Raw genomic sequence first — 14265 nt, 5'->3', positions numbered from 1 at the left:
CTCCCAGCTGAGCTAAGGCCCCGTCTCAAAACGTGCGCGAATATTAATGGTGTCCCTCTGGACTGTCAACTATTTTGCGAAAAAAATTCACATAAACAACAACTTACAACGCCAGCTCAAACAAAAAGAGCGGCATAGAAGCCGCTCTTTTGGTTAATCAGTACTGCTGAACTGATCAATCAGCTTGCTGGGCATTCTCCATCGCGATAAGCAGCGAGGTGTACTCTTTCTCGAGCTTCTTCAGCTTCTTCTTACCCGGTGCACCCAGTGTATCGACAGCATGGCGAACACGCGCACGGCTCATATCCGGGCCAAGCAAGGCCATGGTGTCGAGTACTGAGATAGTTGATGATGTTCCGGCAATCGCGATAAAGAATGGGTACAGGAAGTCGCGGATTTTGACATCCATCTGCTTTGCTAACCCAAACAGCGCCTGCTCGATGTTCTCCTTTTCCCAGTGACGGATAGCTTCCAGTTGCCACAACCCCATCTGCAGAATGTTGGTTGTCGCTTCTGTATCAAGCACTTTGTGCTCAAAGCTCTCAGGCGTCAGCGGCGTCATACCCGACAGGAAGTGCCCGGCTAGAGGGGCAACGTCAGAAAAGACTTCAACCCGTGGTTGAACGTGTGGGATCACCGGCAACACGTTCTCTGGGCGGAAGCCCCACTGAGCGAACTTTTCAACAAACTGCTCAGGAGACAGCTCACGCAGCCAGAGGCTATTCAGCCAACGTAACTTCTCTACATCGAATACCGGGCCACCCAGAGACACACGATTGATGTCGAAGTTACTGAACATTTCATCACGGCTGAATTTCTCGCTCTCGTCCGGCATAGACCAGCCCATACGACCGAGGTAATTCAGTACGGCTTCTGGCATAAAGCCCATACGCTCATAGAACATGATCGACGTTGGGTTCTTACGCTTACTGAGCTTGCTCTTATCCGGGTTACGCAGCAGCGGCATATGACACAGCTCTGGCATATCCCAACCAAAGTATTCATAAAGCAGCTTATGCTTAGGCGCTGAGCTGATCCACTCTTCACCGCGGATCACGTGAGTAATCGCCATCAGGTGGTCATCAACCACGTTGGCCAGGTGGTAGGTTGGCATACCGTCGGATTTCATCAGAATCTGAGCGTCGACCTGAGCCCAGTCCAGTTCAATCTCACCGCGCAGCATATCTTTAACGACACAAACGCCCTCTTCCGGGACATTCATGCGCACAACGTACGGCGCCCCTGCTGCTTCACGCTCGTTAACCTCGTCTTCAGGTAAAGCGAGGTCAGATACTTTCAGAGCAGTCTGGTTGCCGCTTTCCTGTTTCTGCTGGCGCAGCGCATCCAGCTCTTCGGCGGTGCGATAGCACTTGAAGGCCTTGCCGCTATCAAGCAGCTTCTGTACGTGTTCTTCATAAATCGCACGGCGCTCACTCTGACGGTAAGGGCCGTAATCGCCACCAACATCAGGACCTTCATCCCAGTCCATGCCAAGCCAACGTAAACTGTCGAGAATCGCCTGCTCAGATTCAGGGGTACTACGTACCTGGTCAGTATCTTCAATACGCAGTAGAAATTGGCCGCCATGCTGGCGGGCAAAAGCGAGGTTGAACAGAGCAATATATGCGGTACCTACATGGGGGTCGCCGGTAGGAGACGGCGCGACACGTGTGCGGACAGTCATGATGGATCTCGGTTAACTCAAAACTGCCGCGATTATAGAGAAATACCGGGTCGATTGCATGACGAATGCGTACGGGGCACACATTCGCCCGCACCAGGTCAGCGAGCTACCACTTCCTCAATTTCGGTCAGGATTGCGATCACTTCGCGACTGGCCGTTTCCATGGCTTCCAGATAACCAAGCATCGCGTCCCGGTTACCCTCGCTATGTGCTTTCATCGCCTTAAAGCCGTTATCATGAACTGCCTTATGAGGTGCATCCAAACGACGATAAGCACTCAGATGACTGTACTTATCGCGCCCTTCGCCTTCGCTATACCACTTACCTAAACGACACATAGTGTGGTCAGCAAGCTGTGGCAACTCAACGTCCTGTCCCTGACTGATCGCGGCGTAAACCTGCCCTTTCCAGACAATGTGATCCAGCTTCACTGTCTCAAGGAAAGACTCAGCCGATGTCCGCTCAAAGCTATGACAGACCTGACCGGCAACGTCGCCGACTTCGTTAATGTGCGAAGATACGGTTTCCACTTCATCGGAAAGTACGGCGCCTCGTTCACCAAGCGCTGCGATCCCACGTGCAACCCGGTCTACTTCACCACCAATCGTTGAAATCAGTGCGTCAATTTCTGCAGTCGCGTCAGCTGTACGCTGTGCCAGCGTACGTACTTCGTCTGCGACAACGGCGAAGCCGCGCCCTTGCTCGCCAGCTCTCGCCGCTTCAATGGCAGCATTAAGGGCTAACAGGTTCGTCTGTTCAGAGATTCCCTTGATCAGACTGACAAAGTCTTCGATACCCGACGCCACAGACTTCAAACCGCCCACCGCTGTAGAGGCCTCCTGCGACTCGTTCTGAATGACATCCAGTGATTCCGTCAACTTACCAAGGGTCGACGATATTTCAGCAACCCGTTCCAGAGAAGCCTGAACGCTCACGTTCTCGTCCTCTAAACGCGTTGCTGAGCCCGCCATGGTGTTGCGAACACTATCGATGGCATCCGTTGAGCTAAACCATAACGATTGAAGATCCTTCACATACTGATATTGCGTAAGCCCGAACTCACAACGCATCTCGGCCACGACTTTAACCTTATGTAGAAGCTCATTCTCCTGTTCAAGCTTCTGTATACGAGCCTCATATTCAGCTACTGGGACGGTTTCTACGGTTTTCTTGGGGGAACGAAAGAACACAGGAAAGCTCCACAAACAAAGTTATTAACAACCTCACGCGACGGTTTGAAAAGATATCGCTCATGTAAGGTTAGTAAATAACCAGCGTAAAGCCAGCTGAGGTAGGAGTAGCCACCTATAACAGGCAGACTGTTACCCCTTGCGAATGAATGCGGACGGGGTTTCTCCTGTCCAGCGTTTGAAGGCACGGCTGAAAGCCTGCGCGGTACTGAAGCCCAGTAACTCAGACAACTCAGCAACGGACTGCCCACCACGGGCGAAATAACCACGCGCAAAACGTTCCCGGATAACGTCCAGTTCACGCTGATAGGTCGTACCATCTTCTGCTAAACGGCGTCTGAACGTACGACTACTCATCCCAAGTTCACTGGCCGCCCGCTCAAGCGAAGGTAAAGCGCCGTATGAGCGAACGAGAAAGTGGCGCAAGCGAAGAGGTAAAAACTGCATTGCGCGGGTTGGAATCCTCTGAAACAGCGTCTTTTCGGCGGTCATTACCAATAAACGATTGGCCAGAGGTAATTCAAAGTCGGCACTGCCCGCCTTACGGATTATTCGGGTCTGAGCACAGGAGAAGCGCACAGGGCAACGAAAGTATCGCCGGTAAATATGTCCCCACTCAGGCTCAGGATAACTGAACTCGACCGCCACGGGTTCGAGTTCGGAATCACGCCCCACAAGGTCGCAGACAATGTTGTAGAAGCTGATGCTGTTCAGCTCCATAAAGTAATGAGTATAAGGCGCAAGCGACACGTTCTCATCAATCGCTAACCAGGCCAGCCCGTCCCCCTCATGCACGGACATATCCAGCGCGGGAAACAACTCACGGCATAACCGGGCTGTGGTCTGACTGCACTCTTTGAGCGTTGGTTGAGAGATACTCAGAAGTCCAGCGTAGCCGTGGTGAGACACCGTCATAATGTTACCGACGAAGAGCCCAAGGTAAGGCATACGCATATGTTCAATCGATTGCTCAACCAGGCCAAGTACCTGCCGGGTGGAGATATATCGGCCAGCGACATTACCCTCGCTGAAGTCGACACCGATCTTACGGAACATTTCATTGTGATCGAGCCCCATCGAGACCTGCATCAACTTATTCAGCTGCACAGCACGGGCGTCTTCGTACTGTTCATCGACACCCAGGTCAAGATCAGGTTTCTGAGCGATATTAAAGTACGTCAGTATGTGCCCGAGAGGGATGCAGGGAGTATCCAGGTCCATAAATGTTCCAGATGAATTTTATGGACCTGAAAGTATCAATAGCCAGAAGGCAGATCAACGCCAACGAATATATAGAGTGATTGGCTGCGAGCTTAAGTGCTCAACGGGCCAGATTAAGACGCTTTAATGCTGAACTCCGCACCTATGCGCCGGGCCTCTTCAGCCGCCCTGTCGCGGATATCGCGGTCATCTGAATAGATCTGAGAGATCAGTTTCAACTGGATCAATTGCGCTTTTTCTACCGACATTTCCTTATTTTCGATGCGCTTTGGCAACTGAGCAAGTACCGCTTCTATGAGAACGTTTCGCTCATCAGAATCTGATGTTTTATCTAACGCTTCGAGCTGTTTATTAAATCGCAATAAATTAACAAGACGCAAAAGCTCAGTTTGCGGGTTCGCTTTTTTGGCAGCTACGGCTTGAAGCATCATCCATTCTGCTGGAGATACGAAATCAGGGCGACCTTCAATGCGGTTCAGTTCACCGACACTGGTAGCGGCTTCTTTTGCTGAGTTAAGCGCGTCTTTCTGCATCTGGATCAGTTGATTGGGCGTCATCGCAGCAAGCTCTTCACGCGTATACTCCACTGATTGGGATATAGCCTGAGAGTGCTGAGGTTCTACTGACGTCTTCAATGCCTGCATTCCATCAAAGCCAGAGTAGTAAGCGAGCCCGCCAATAGTGATAACGCCAGCAGCGATAGCTATTTTCAACATACTCTTTACCTCTTGTACTTCTGTTACTTCAGTGAAAAATCCAGGAATCGAGTCCGTTCGATTCCTGGCCAAGGAGACCATCAGAGTTTTACAGGCGCTCTGGCGCTGGTGGAACCAGGCGGAAATTGTATTCCTGACCAGGGCCAGCGACGAGGCTGTTGAACAGCGCGGTCATCCAACCACACTCAAGCTCTGAAAATTCTGTTTCACCCTCAAACACGATGCCGCCTGCACCGAAGTCAGCAATTGGACCTTCCCAGTTGAGATCGAAGTTCGCAGGCTCAATGGTTTTACAGTTAAACGGCAGCTTCAGCCAACCGAAACCGGCAGCATTAATCAGAACGTTGGCCTGCGTCGAACCATTGATTGCCAGTATACCATCGCGGCTCAGGCGGTTTGTCGCTTCGATCTGACCAACAGGTTCAACCGACAGCGCGACATCAAGGTTCACCAGGATATTCAGCTCTGCATCAAAGTCTGGAACGTACAGGTCGCCGACCAGGCTTTCATCGGTGATGTTTGCATCTGCAGTGATTGAGGTATCTTCAGGAAGCTCAACCGTCTGATTCAGTGTCGCCAGGTGCAGCTCTGCATCCAGGTTCCACTCATCCAGAGTCACGATGAAATCGCCACCGCCCGGATTAGCATTTGATACAGGATCAGCAGCAAAGCTGTAGCAGCTGTTACGTGGGTTCTGGCCAGCAAAACGCTCGTCAAGCCAGGTCAGAACGGTTGGAGCCGCCTGGAAGAGCGTCACGATGTGCTCACTTGGATAAACGTCGTAAGTGACCTTATCGAAGCGTCGGCAGTAGTCTTTTTTCAGCTCTACGCTTTGCTCAATCGGAATGAACTCATCCGCAGTACCGTGATAAAGCAACACTGGGACATCAGCACCCTCGCCACCCAGATTCTGCTCATTGATGCGCTGACCAATAGAAGGCACCATCAAAAGCTCATCCAGATCTTTGTTGCCAACGGTGTAAGAGCTGAGAGATTCATTCATATAGTCGAACAGGAACTCAAAAGTACACTTGTTTTTATAGTCAGCGATGGCTGCTTTACCGTTCGCACTGGCAAGCTGATCGACTGGGATATCATCCGGATATTGCTCGGCAAGACCAATGATCCCCCCAAGAAGGAAGGATGCACCTGTACTGCCATTCAGATAATCAGCAACCACGGGGAAGTCAGCCGGAGTACCACCTGATGCAACACCTACCAGATCAAGTTCTGGTGCATAGTCGTCTGCAATCTGACCGACCCATGCAGCAGTCTGCCCGCCCTGAGAGAAGCCCCAAACAGCAGCAGGCGCTTCAGCATCTATCCCTGCACGAGGAATCTGAGAGGCGGCACGGAAAATATCCAGTGCGGCGTGCGCCTGCGACTCACCGGCCAGATAGGTAGGTGTAGCACCCGTGGTATAGCCCTGATAGTCAGTTACCAGTACCGCATAACCCTTTTCAAGAGCGGCACGAATGTTACGGATTTCATAATCGCTACCGGCCTGTAGTTGCAAGGACGGAGCGCAAGACTGGTCCAGACCATGTGTACCCACGGCATAACTCAGCGTTGGGCGCTCACCCACACCACTCCACTCATTGCTTGAAATTAAAACAGTACCAGTAACTGCGTTCTCGGCACCGAGTGAGTCAGTAGAGCGGTACATAACGTTGTATGCTTTAGCCAGCGGGGCCCCAGCACCGAGATTTACGCTCGCATCGCGATACCAGACCAGGTCTCCGTTCTGGTTGGTATTGATTGATGGAATATCGTAGAAGTCCATTCCGGACGGACCTTCTACTGCCGCGTGTGCGGCGACCGGAGTTAGCAGAGCTGCGCTCAGAGCAAGGGCGCCGGCCTTCAGTTTGAAGTCAGACATGGTAGATCACCTTTATTGTTTCGTTATTTTTATAACGGACGGATGTTTCCGAACCTGTGATCTACCTTACGCCCCAATTATGTGACTGTGCTCGCAATTGTCGGACAGTGATCGGTCTGAAATGGCCACTGCCAAACGGTGTTTTCGGCCACCTTGAACCGATGGCCACTTAACGTCAGGTTCTGGCCATAATTGACGCCATGTACTCTTTGGGAGACATGTTAGTCCAACGGCGAAAGGCCTTTGCAAAAGCAGAAGAATCAGCAAAACCAAGCAAATGGGCGAGCTCGGTTACAGAGTCGCCACCGCGAGCAAAATACTCACGGGCAAATTTCTGTCGTACAAAATCCAGCTCTTGCTGATAAGACGTACCGTCATCTTTTAACTTACGCCGCATAGTACGGCCACTCATGCCCAATTCGCTGGCCGCATTTTCCAGGGATGGGAAAGCACCGTAATAACGAATAAGTAATCGCCTCAACCGTAACGGCAGGTACTTCATTGCCTTTGTCGGGATATTTTCGAATAGCGACTTCTCAGCCGTCATTGCCATCAGACGATTCGCAAGAGGCAACTCATGGTTTGCCAACATCGACTTACCGATGATTCGAGACTGATGACAACCGAAAACAACCGGGCATTTAAAGTAACGTCGGTAAATGTGACCCCACCCCGGCTCCGGGTAACCGATCTCCACGCGAACCGGCATCAGGTCCGGATCATTAGCCACAAGATCACGGAAGATGTTGTAAAAGCTCACCAGATTCAGCTCAACAAAGAAGTGCGAATAAGGATCCAGCGGAATGTTCTCGTCGATGGCAAACCACCCTTCCTCACCATCAATAGTGACACTCATTTCCAGAGGCGGAAATAATTCACGGCAAAACCGCACCACCGCTTGCCCGCAATCCCACAGCGTAGGCTGAGTTACAGCAGCCAGGCCGGCCATACCATGGTGTGACACTGTCATCAGATTACCCATCGCCAGACCGATATAGGGCATCTTCAAAGCGTCCATTATCTGCTCAACGAGATTAAGAACCTGCCGAGCAGAAACGAACATACCTACGCCGTCTTCTTCGCCAAGATCGATGCCTGCGCGCGCATACATGTCTGCAGGCTCCAGGCCGGTAATTGACCGCATCAGCTCATCGGGATTATCAGGAATGATGCCCGTGCGCTTCATCAGCCAGTCAGCATCAACCTCGATCGATTTCTTCAGATTGAAATAGGTCTGTATGTGGCCCAAAGGTATACACTTAGTGTCTAGATCCATAGCTCGCACCGCGCTGTTGTTATTTTATGTCGCGCAAATTGGGCAAACAGGATACACCTCGCGCTGAATTGGCAGCAATGCGCACAAGGCCTTTTTTGACCGCAATGGCCACAATCAACCGAAAAACTTCCTACCAGAAACGCTGAAAATTCAGCAATGACGTCGTATAACTCGAATGTGATCTCAAATGACTGGCCGGATTAAGCCTGATCGAAGGGCAATAAAAAACCCGGCCAATTGACCGGGTTCTTCGAATTAGTGGCCGGGCCGAGAAAGTGGAGGGAGGGATGACTTGCGCCCTTCGGCCCGTCGTCGCAGGCTCCGACGTTGTCTCACTGCGTTCGACTCGAACCTGCGAGGGTTCTCACCCTGCCCTCACCAATCACTGCCAACCTGAACGTCAGCCAATAAAAAACCCGGCCAATTGACCGGGTTCTTCGAATTAATGGCGGTGAGGGAGGGATTCGAACCCTCGATAGGGATAAACCTATACACGCTTTCCAGGCGTGCTCCTTCAGCCACTCGGACACCTCACCTTGTTTGTCTACGTTACCCCATATAAAGGGGCTGTAAGTCGCACTCTGCCGTGCTCGTTACCGTCGTCGTAAACTCCGACATTCTTTGCGAGTCAGTCACCAGGACGCCTCACCAGCGCCGCGCACTATACGCATGGCACCGTATGAGGTCAACCTTTATAGGCTAATGCCTTGTTTTTTAACTGGTTTCGCCCGTCCAGGCAGTAACATACTCAGACAGTTCGACGTCGGGGACAGGTTTAGGTGTCGTATTGATGTGGCCAACATAGAGGAAGGCTGTAATGACATCATCACGATTCAAGCCCAGTGCGTTCCTTACGCCCTCGCACTCAGCCATGGCACCCGTGCGCCATATGGCTCCCAGCCCCATTGCATACGCGGCGTTCAGCATATTCTGTACGCCCGCTCCCGTAGAGAGCAGCTGCTCATCGCGAGGCACTTTAGGGTGTTCTTCCAGATGTGTAATGCCAACGATCACCAGAGGCGCTCGCAACAGCATATTTTTGATCTTTTTGGCCTTCTCCGGCGAAAGGACTTCACGGCCAGCCTGGTATTTGTAGAAAATCTTACCCAGCTCTTCTCTCGCCTCACCTTCGATGGTCAGGTACCGGCTTGGCCTCATCCAGGCGTGGTCAGGCGCGCGCAGAGCGGCCCTAAAAAGTATCTCTTTTTGCTCTTGAGTGATGTCAGGTCCGGTGAGCTGTGCCACCGACACCCGCTCGGTAATCGCTCTAATTGCGTCCATCAGGGCTCCAATGTATCATTACAGGCCATGCGTACTAATTTACGCAGTATTGTGACAAATGGGTCAGGGTCTTGCCGTGTAGTCAGAATGTCTATATAAGTATGACTAAGGCAAAGTTATTAGTTCCGCCCCGCTCCGCCACATAATAATAAACAATCGGTGAAGTTACATGTCGAGTTCGCAGGCCCAGGCGCAGTTCCACGAAACGACGCTACCAAAACAAGATTATGTCGCACGGATCTTCGGTTACGCGGTAGCCGCCGTCAGTGTCTACACAGGCATACACTTTGGTTATTTCCCCGAGAGCAGCGATGGTATAGCGCTGTTCGCGCTGCTTTACCCTCATCTGGTTTACTTCGCGAGCGGGCCATTCCGACGTCGGAAAGCATACACGACACGTCAGTTTCTGATTCATGGCGATGCTCTTCTTTGCGGTATTTTTCTCGGGCTTATCAACTTCCCGATAGAGATCGTTGTGCTCTTCGCAGTGATGATAAACACCAGTTTTATCGTCGTGGGCAGCCTGACAGCCTGGGCATTCTGTATTATTTCACTGGTATCCGGTGCCGGTGCCGCATACCTGCTGACAGGCTACACACAGCCTGCCCCAGTTCCTTATGAAGTCTTTGTCGCGACGGCAGCCGGTGTCGGCTTCCACTTAGCCCTGACAGCACACAACAGTTACCGCCAGGCACGTGACCTGATCCGATTAAAGATGAAATTTCAGGGCCAGGTTGAACGTTTCCAGGCGCTCTCCCACCAGGTATCGAAGTATGTTGCTCCACAGATCTGGGAATCTATTTTTTCTGGTCGTCGCCAGGTTCGCCTCGAAACTCAGCGTAAAAAGCTGGTGGTTTTCTTTTCTGACATCGTCGGTTTTTCTGCCCTGTCTGAACAGATGGAAGCGGAGTCGTTCACCGACCTCCTCAATACCTACCTGACCGACATGTCGCACATCGCACTCAAGTACGGCGGCACCATCGATAAGTTTATTGGTGATGGCATTATGATTTTCTTTGGCGACCCAAAAACCAAGGGTACCAAGCGCGACGCTCTGGCTTGCGTTTCTATGGCGATTGAAATGCGTAACCATATGGAAGTTCTTCGCCAGCGCTGGGCAGATCAAGGCATTTCTGCCCCTCTCCAGATTCGCATGGGTATCAGTACCGGGTACTGTACCGTCGGTAACTTTGGTACCGAGAGTCGAATGGATTACACCATCATTGGTAAGGAAGTGAACCTGGCCTCACGCCTCGAAACCGAAGCAACGCCGGGTGAGATTCTGGTGTCCCAGGATACCTACACCCTGATCCGCGACAAGATTGACTGCCGCAGTCGGGGCAATGCTGTTGTTAAGGGCTTCCGCGACCCAATTCCTACCTTTGAAGTACGTGACTACCGCAGTCAGGACGACTCGAATGAACGTCAGTTTATTCAGGAGTCGGAGGGCTTCAGCCTCCGCCTCGATCGCGACCAGATGACCGAAGCGGAACGTTTGAAAGCCGCAGAGACATTAGAGAAAGCCGCTCGACGTCTGCGAATAAACCACAACGCAGACGCCAGTGACGGTACTACTGACGCTGTAACCGAAAGTTCAACGCTTCGAAAGTTTCCTCTGTCGTCCGGAATGGATTGATATCCAACCCACCCCGGCGAACATAACGGGCATACACCGTCAGACTCTCTGGCGCACAATGCTGCTGTATATCCCGGAATGTTCGTTCAACACACTGCTCGTGAAAATCCTGATGCTGGCGCAAAGAAACCAGATACGCGAGCAAAGACGCTTTATCAATCTCCTGCCCCTTGTACTGAATATACACTGAGCCCCAGTCCGGCTGACCCGTCACTGGGCAATTTGATTTCAGCAAGTGGCTGCAGATCCATCCATCGAACTGACTGTCTGAAACCACTTTCAGAAGCTCCGGTGATGGTGTGTATGAAGAAATATCGACATCGACATCGTCTATGCACAAAGCATCTGGAGCTGCGGGGTAAACGTAATCCATTCCGTGAAAGGCAACCGTTACGGCTCCTCCAGCAGCGAGAGACAAGTCCCGCTCCATCACCGCTTTAACATCAGATTCGCTCTCAAATCGAGTCTGATTAAAGGAGTTGAGGTACAACTTGAACGACTTCGACTCCACAAGGAACGGGCTATCAGAAGGGACTCGAAATTCCGCAACGCAAACGACGGGCTTCCCGCTAGGCGTTAGCCAGGACATCTCGTAGCCATTCCAGATATCAACGCCATAAAAAGTAATCGCAGAGCGGTCATCGCCTGACGCTTTCCAACTTTCATTGCGATCAATTGGAAACAGCAATCCTGCGTCGTACTGCTCAGGATATTCAGATGTTTTACCTAGTGGATTAGTCTCGCTGTGTACTGATCCCATCATTATTGCCTCATGCCTGTACCGCGTCGCAGCAACCAGATGCTGTAACTACCCAAAATAAGAATAAACAAAACCAGCATCCCAAAGGCGACGTACACATTAATATCCGTCACACCCAACACACCGTAGCGGAAGGTATTAACCATGTAGAGAATCGGGTTCAGCTTGGATACATCCTGCCAGAAATCAGGAAGCAGACTGATGGAATAAAACACACCACCAAGGTAGGTCAGTGGTGTAATAATAAAAGTAGGGACGATCGCGATATCATCAAACTTGGTCGCAAAAACCGCGTTAATAAAACCGCCCAAAGAAAACAGAATCGCCGATAAAAGAACAACGCCGACCATGACTCCGACGTGATGCACCTGAAGATCCGTAAAGTACAGCGACAGTAAAGTAACAATCACCCCCGTCGCCACGCCTCGCGCTACACCACCGGCAACAAATCCGAGTAGAATGGTTACCGGATACACAGGTGCGACCATCATTTCTTCAATGCTTCGCTGGAATTTATTACTGAAGAAAGACGAAGAAACGTTGCCATAAGCATTGGTGATAACGCTCATCATGATCAGGCCAGGTACGATATAGGCCATGTAATCAACACCGCCCATCTCACCGATCCGGCTGCCAATCAGATTGCCGAAAATAATAAAATACAACGTCATTGTGATCGCTGGCGGCAATAACGTCTGCTGCCAGATTCTCATAAAACGACGGACTTCTTTGGTCACAATCGTCTGGAATGCAACCCACTGAACGCGCATCGGGCTCATGAATTACTCTCCCGTACCAGGTTCACAAACAACTCCTCAAGGCGGTTAGACTTGGTTCTCATGCTGCGGACCTCAAGGCCTTTTTCTGTGAGCATGGTAAATATCCGGTTAATGCTCTGCCCTTTTTCCACCGTAACTTCGAGCGTCTCATCAGCCGGTGAAGAAAACTCAAAACCCTCAAGCGAAAAACCATCCGGCAAAGACTCGCACAGATCAAAAACAAAGGTTTCAGTCGTCAACTGGCTCAACAGTTCACGTTTGCTGGTGCACTGAACGATTTCACCTTTATTAATAATCGCGATATTCCGGCACAACTGCTCTGCTTCTTCGAGATAGTGTGTCGTCAGGATAATGGTTGTCCCCTTTTTATTGAGGTCTTCCATGAACTCCCACATAGAGCGGCGCAGTTCAATATCAACACCGGCAGTCGGCTCATCAAGAATCAGCACGTCCGGCTTGTGCACCAACGCACGCGCAATCATCAGACGACGTTTCATACCACCAGAGAGCATGCGTGACGGCGTATCCCGCTTCTCCCAGAGGTCCAGAGCTTTCAGCAGTTCTTCGGCGTTCGCACGGGCTTCTGAAGGCTTCAGCCCGAAATAACCGGCCTGAGTCACAACGATGTCGTAGACTTTCTCGAACTGATTGAAGTTAAACTCCTGAGGCACAACCCCCAGGGAGCGACGCGCCTGAAAGGCATCACCGTTAACGTCGTGCCCCATAACATAGGCACTGCCAGAACTCTTCTGAACCAGGCCAGATACAATGCCCAGAGTCGTCGACTTGCCAGCTCCGTTGGGGCCAAGCAAGGCAAAGAAATCCCCTTTGGCAACTTCAAGCGTGATACCCTTCAGGGCCTCGAAACCGTTGCCGTATACCTTGGAAAGGTTTTCAACCGCCAGGGCTGCAACCATAAACTGAATACCTTCTGAGATAGAAAATGAATAACCGACTGAAATACCACCTCGAACTGCTGAACGAAACGCTTTCTCGTATCGAAAAGGCCGCAGCAAACGAGTCAGGGGTCATAGATGCCGACATTCTACAACAATTCCGTGACGTTATTGATCAGCTCACAGAACACAGGGATTCAGCCTACGACGCCGGGCAGGATCTGTTCAGCAAAATTGGCACACACCAACCACAATTAATGCCCGCCGTAGACCGCGCGCTGCTGTGGTTCTTTGGTGGAGAGTGCATGCACTTTCTCAGCGATGAAGAAATTACACGCTTTCAGCATCTCGATGAAATGGCAGCAGAGGCCGAAGCTGAAGGCAAAGAATACGACTACCGCTCTGCGGGGCGCAGCCTGCACTGATTCTTAGCAATCAGATTACGTATAGAAGGCATTGCACACGTTACTCAGGGACACGCCGTAAATACGTCCCTGTAGGCTCGGGTGCCGTATCCCCTCGGCACACGGTCCCCGAGCAACGCGCACAATACCTTTATCTCGCGCAATCAAATCGCACGCAATAAAAAAGCCGGCTCATTTCTGAACCGGCTTTTTAAAATTTGGAGCGGGATTAAATCGTCAGGAACGATTTAACGCGAGCGCAGCGAGTCCGAAGGACGTGCACATGGATGTGCAACGCAAAGAGGCGTAGCCGACTGAACCGCGTAAAATGAAAAACCCCCTGCACTTACGTGCAGAGGATTTTGAATTTGGAGCGGGAAAGGAGGCCGATCGGACTGGCGCCCCAGCTCACGACCTCGGTCGGGAGTTGAGCCTCCATAATCTCAGAGCAATAAAAAAGCCGGCTCATTTCTGAACCGGCTTTTTTGAATTTGGAGCGGGAAAGGAGGCTCGAACTCCCGACCCCAACCTTGGCAAGGTTGT

The 14265-nt window shown here is 51.3% G+C and carries 13 protein-coding genes, 1 tRNA gene, 1 other RNA gene and 1 pseudogene; 2 read left to right on the top strand and 14 right to left on the bottom strand.

Annotated features, from left to right (window positions below; translation table 11 throughout):
- Positions 1 to 175: 175 nt before the first annotated feature.
- The 10 genes and pseudogenes from gltX to B2067_RS09845 all read right to left on the bottom strand — a co-directional run bounded on the left by gltX (position 176) and on the right by B2067_RS09845 (position 9247).
- Positions 176 to 1684 (bottom strand): glutamate--tRNA ligase, encoded by a 1509-nt coding sequence (gene gltX / locus B2067_RS09890; protein ID WP_301388307.1) that lies wholly within the window; start codon positions 1682 to 1684, stop codon positions 176 to 178.
- Positions 1685 to 1782: 98 nt separating this feature from the next.
- Positions 1783 to 2115 carry a CZB domain-containing protein gene (locus B2067_RS09885; RefSeq protein WP_301388311.1) on the bottom strand — a complete coding sequence of 111 codons (333 nt, stop codon included), beginning with the start codon at positions 2113 to 2115 and terminating at the stop codon, positions 1783 to 1785.
- A gap of 87 nt (positions 2116 to 2202) precedes the next feature.
- Positions 2203 to 2451: pseudogene (locus B2067_RS16095) on the bottom strand (methyl-accepting chemotaxis protein); the annotation flags it as partial.
- 555 nt (positions 2452 to 3006) lie between these two features.
- A complete protein-coding gene (locus tag B2067_RS09875; RefSeq protein ID WP_301388306.1) occupies positions 3007 to 4095 on the bottom strand; it encodes an AraC family transcriptional regulator in 1089 nt (362 codons plus the stop codon).
- A 113-nt stretch (positions 4096 to 4208) separates the two neighbouring features.
- Positions 4209 to 4811: a hypothetical protein gene (locus B2067_RS09870; RefSeq protein ID WP_301388305.1), complete on the bottom strand. Its 603-nt coding sequence runs from the start codon at positions 4809 to 4811 to the stop codon at positions 4209 to 4211.
- 88 nt (positions 4812 to 4899) lie between these two features.
- Positions 4900 to 6690, bottom strand: coding sequence for a lipase family protein (locus B2067_RS09865; protein ID WP_301388303.1), 1791 nt, complete (start codon positions 6688 to 6690; stop codon positions 4900 to 4902).
- A gap of 175 nt (positions 6691 to 6865) precedes the next feature.
- Complete coding sequence (locus tag B2067_RS09860; RefSeq protein WP_301388302.1) at positions 6866 to 7966, bottom strand: AraC family transcriptional regulator; 1101 nt, start codon at positions 7964 to 7966, stop codon at positions 6866 to 6868.
- A gap of 271 nt (positions 7967 to 8237) precedes the next feature.
- Positions 8238 to 8355, bottom strand: a non-coding RNA gene (locus tag B2067_RS09855) — RtT sRNA.
- 57 nt (positions 8356 to 8412) lie between these two features.
- A tRNA-Ser gene (locus B2067_RS09850) sits at positions 8413 to 8502 on the bottom strand.
- Between the two features lie 178 nt (positions 8503 to 8680).
- Positions 8681 to 9247: a nitroreductase family protein gene (locus B2067_RS09845; RefSeq protein ID WP_301388301.1), complete on the bottom strand. Its 567-nt coding sequence runs from the start codon at positions 9245 to 9247 to the stop codon at positions 8681 to 8683.
- Positions 9248 to 9416: 169 nt separating this feature from the next.
- On the opposite strand from B2067_RS09845, the gene B2067_RS09840 reads away from it, so the two are divergent.
- Positions 9417 to 10883, top strand: a complete 1467-nt coding sequence (locus B2067_RS09840; protein WP_301388300.1) for an adenylate/guanylate cyclase domain-containing protein — start codon at positions 9417 to 9419, stop codon at positions 10881 to 10883.
- On the opposite strand, the gene queF is transcribed toward B2067_RS09840, so the two are convergent.
- From queF to B2067_RS09825, 3 genes are read right to left on the bottom strand one after another with little or no spacing between them, the layout of a single operon-like run.
- Positions 10819 to 11646, bottom strand: a complete 828-nt coding sequence (gene queF, locus B2067_RS09835) for an NADPH-dependent 7-cyano-7-deazaguanine reductase QueF (RefSeq protein WP_349676804.1) — start codon at positions 11644 to 11646, stop codon at positions 10819 to 10821. The genes B2067_RS09840 and queF overlap by 65 nt on opposite strands.
- The gene (locus tag B2067_RS09830) at positions 11646 to 12422 is read right to left on the bottom strand and encodes an ABC transporter permease (RefSeq protein WP_301388299.1); all 777 of its coding nucleotides are present in this window, start codon (positions 12420 to 12422) and stop codon (positions 11646 to 11648) included. Before B2067_RS09830 ends, queF begins: the two co-directional genes overlap by 1 nt.
- Positions 12419 to 13339, bottom strand: coding sequence for an ABC transporter ATP-binding protein (locus B2067_RS09825; protein WP_068444217.1), 921 nt, complete (start codon positions 13337 to 13339; stop codon positions 12419 to 12421). The genes B2067_RS09830 and B2067_RS09825 overlap by 4 nt, the downstream gene beginning before the upstream one ends.
- A gap of 26 nt (positions 13340 to 13365) precedes the next feature.
- On the opposite strand from B2067_RS09825, the gene B2067_RS09820 reads away from it, so the two are divergent.
- Positions 13366 to 13743 (top strand): PA2817 family protein, encoded by a 378-nt coding sequence (locus tag B2067_RS09820; protein WP_297532588.1) that lies wholly within the window; start codon positions 13366 to 13368, stop codon positions 13741 to 13743.
- Between the two features lie 325 nt (positions 13744 to 14068).
- Here B2067_RS09820 and B2067_RS09815 read toward each other — a convergent pair.
- The coding region (locus B2067_RS09815; RefSeq protein ID WP_301388298.1) for a hypothetical protein at positions 14069 to 14265 on the bottom strand (197 nt) is incomplete at its 5' end.

Origin of the sequence: Thalassolituus sp. UBA2590 (genome assembly GCF_002339775.1) — a bacterium.
Taxonomy (GTDB): Bacteria; Pseudomonadota; Gammaproteobacteria; order Pseudomonadales; family Oceanobacteraceae; genus Thalassolituus.
The sequence above is the reverse complement of the archived record's forward strand: the minus strand, read 5'-3'. Positions and strand labels throughout refer to the sequence as shown.

Bases quoted from the DNA above. Each gene is read 5' to 3' on its own strand.
- B2067_RS09845 (WP_301388301.1), bottom strand. From the start codon at position 9,247: ATGGACGCAATTAGAGCGATTACCGAGCGGGTGTCGGTGGCACAGCTC.
- B2067_RS09820 (WP_297532588.1), top strand. From the start codon at position 13,366: ATGAATAACCGACTGAAATACCACCTCGAACTGCTGAACGAAACGCTT.
- queF (WP_349676804.1), bottom strand. From the start codon at position 11,646: ATGATGGGATCAGTACACAGCGAGACTAATCCACTAGGTAAAACATCT.
- B2067_RS09840 (WP_301388300.1), top strand. From the start codon at position 9,417: ATGTCGAGTTCGCAGGCCCAGGCGCAGTTCCACGAAACGACGCTACCA.
- B2067_RS09830 (WP_301388299.1), bottom strand. From the start codon at position 12,422: ATGAGCCCGATGCGCGTTCAGTGGGTTGCATTCCAGACGATTGTGACC.
- B2067_RS09875 (WP_301388306.1), bottom strand. From the start codon at position 4,095: ATGGACCTGGATACTCCCTGCATCCCTCTCGGGCACATACTGACGTAC.
- B2067_RS09860 (WP_301388302.1), bottom strand. From the start codon at position 7,966: ATGGATCTAGACACTAAGTGTATACCTTTGGGCCACATACAGACCTAT.
- B2067_RS09865 (WP_301388303.1), bottom strand. From the start codon at position 6,690: ATGTCTGACTTCAAACTGAAGGCCGGCGCCCTTGCTCTGAGCGCAGCT.
- B2067_RS09825 (WP_068444217.1), bottom strand. From the start codon at position 13,339: ATGGTTGCAGCCCTGGCGGTTGAAAACCTTTCCAAGGTATACGGCAAC.
- B2067_RS09870 (WP_301388305.1), bottom strand. From the start codon at position 4,811: ATGTTGAAAATAGCTATCGCTGCTGGCGTTATCACTATTGGCGGGCTC.
- gltX (WP_301388307.1), bottom strand. From the start codon at position 1,684: ATGACTGTCCGCACACGTGTCGCGCCGTCTCCTACCGGCGACCCCCAT.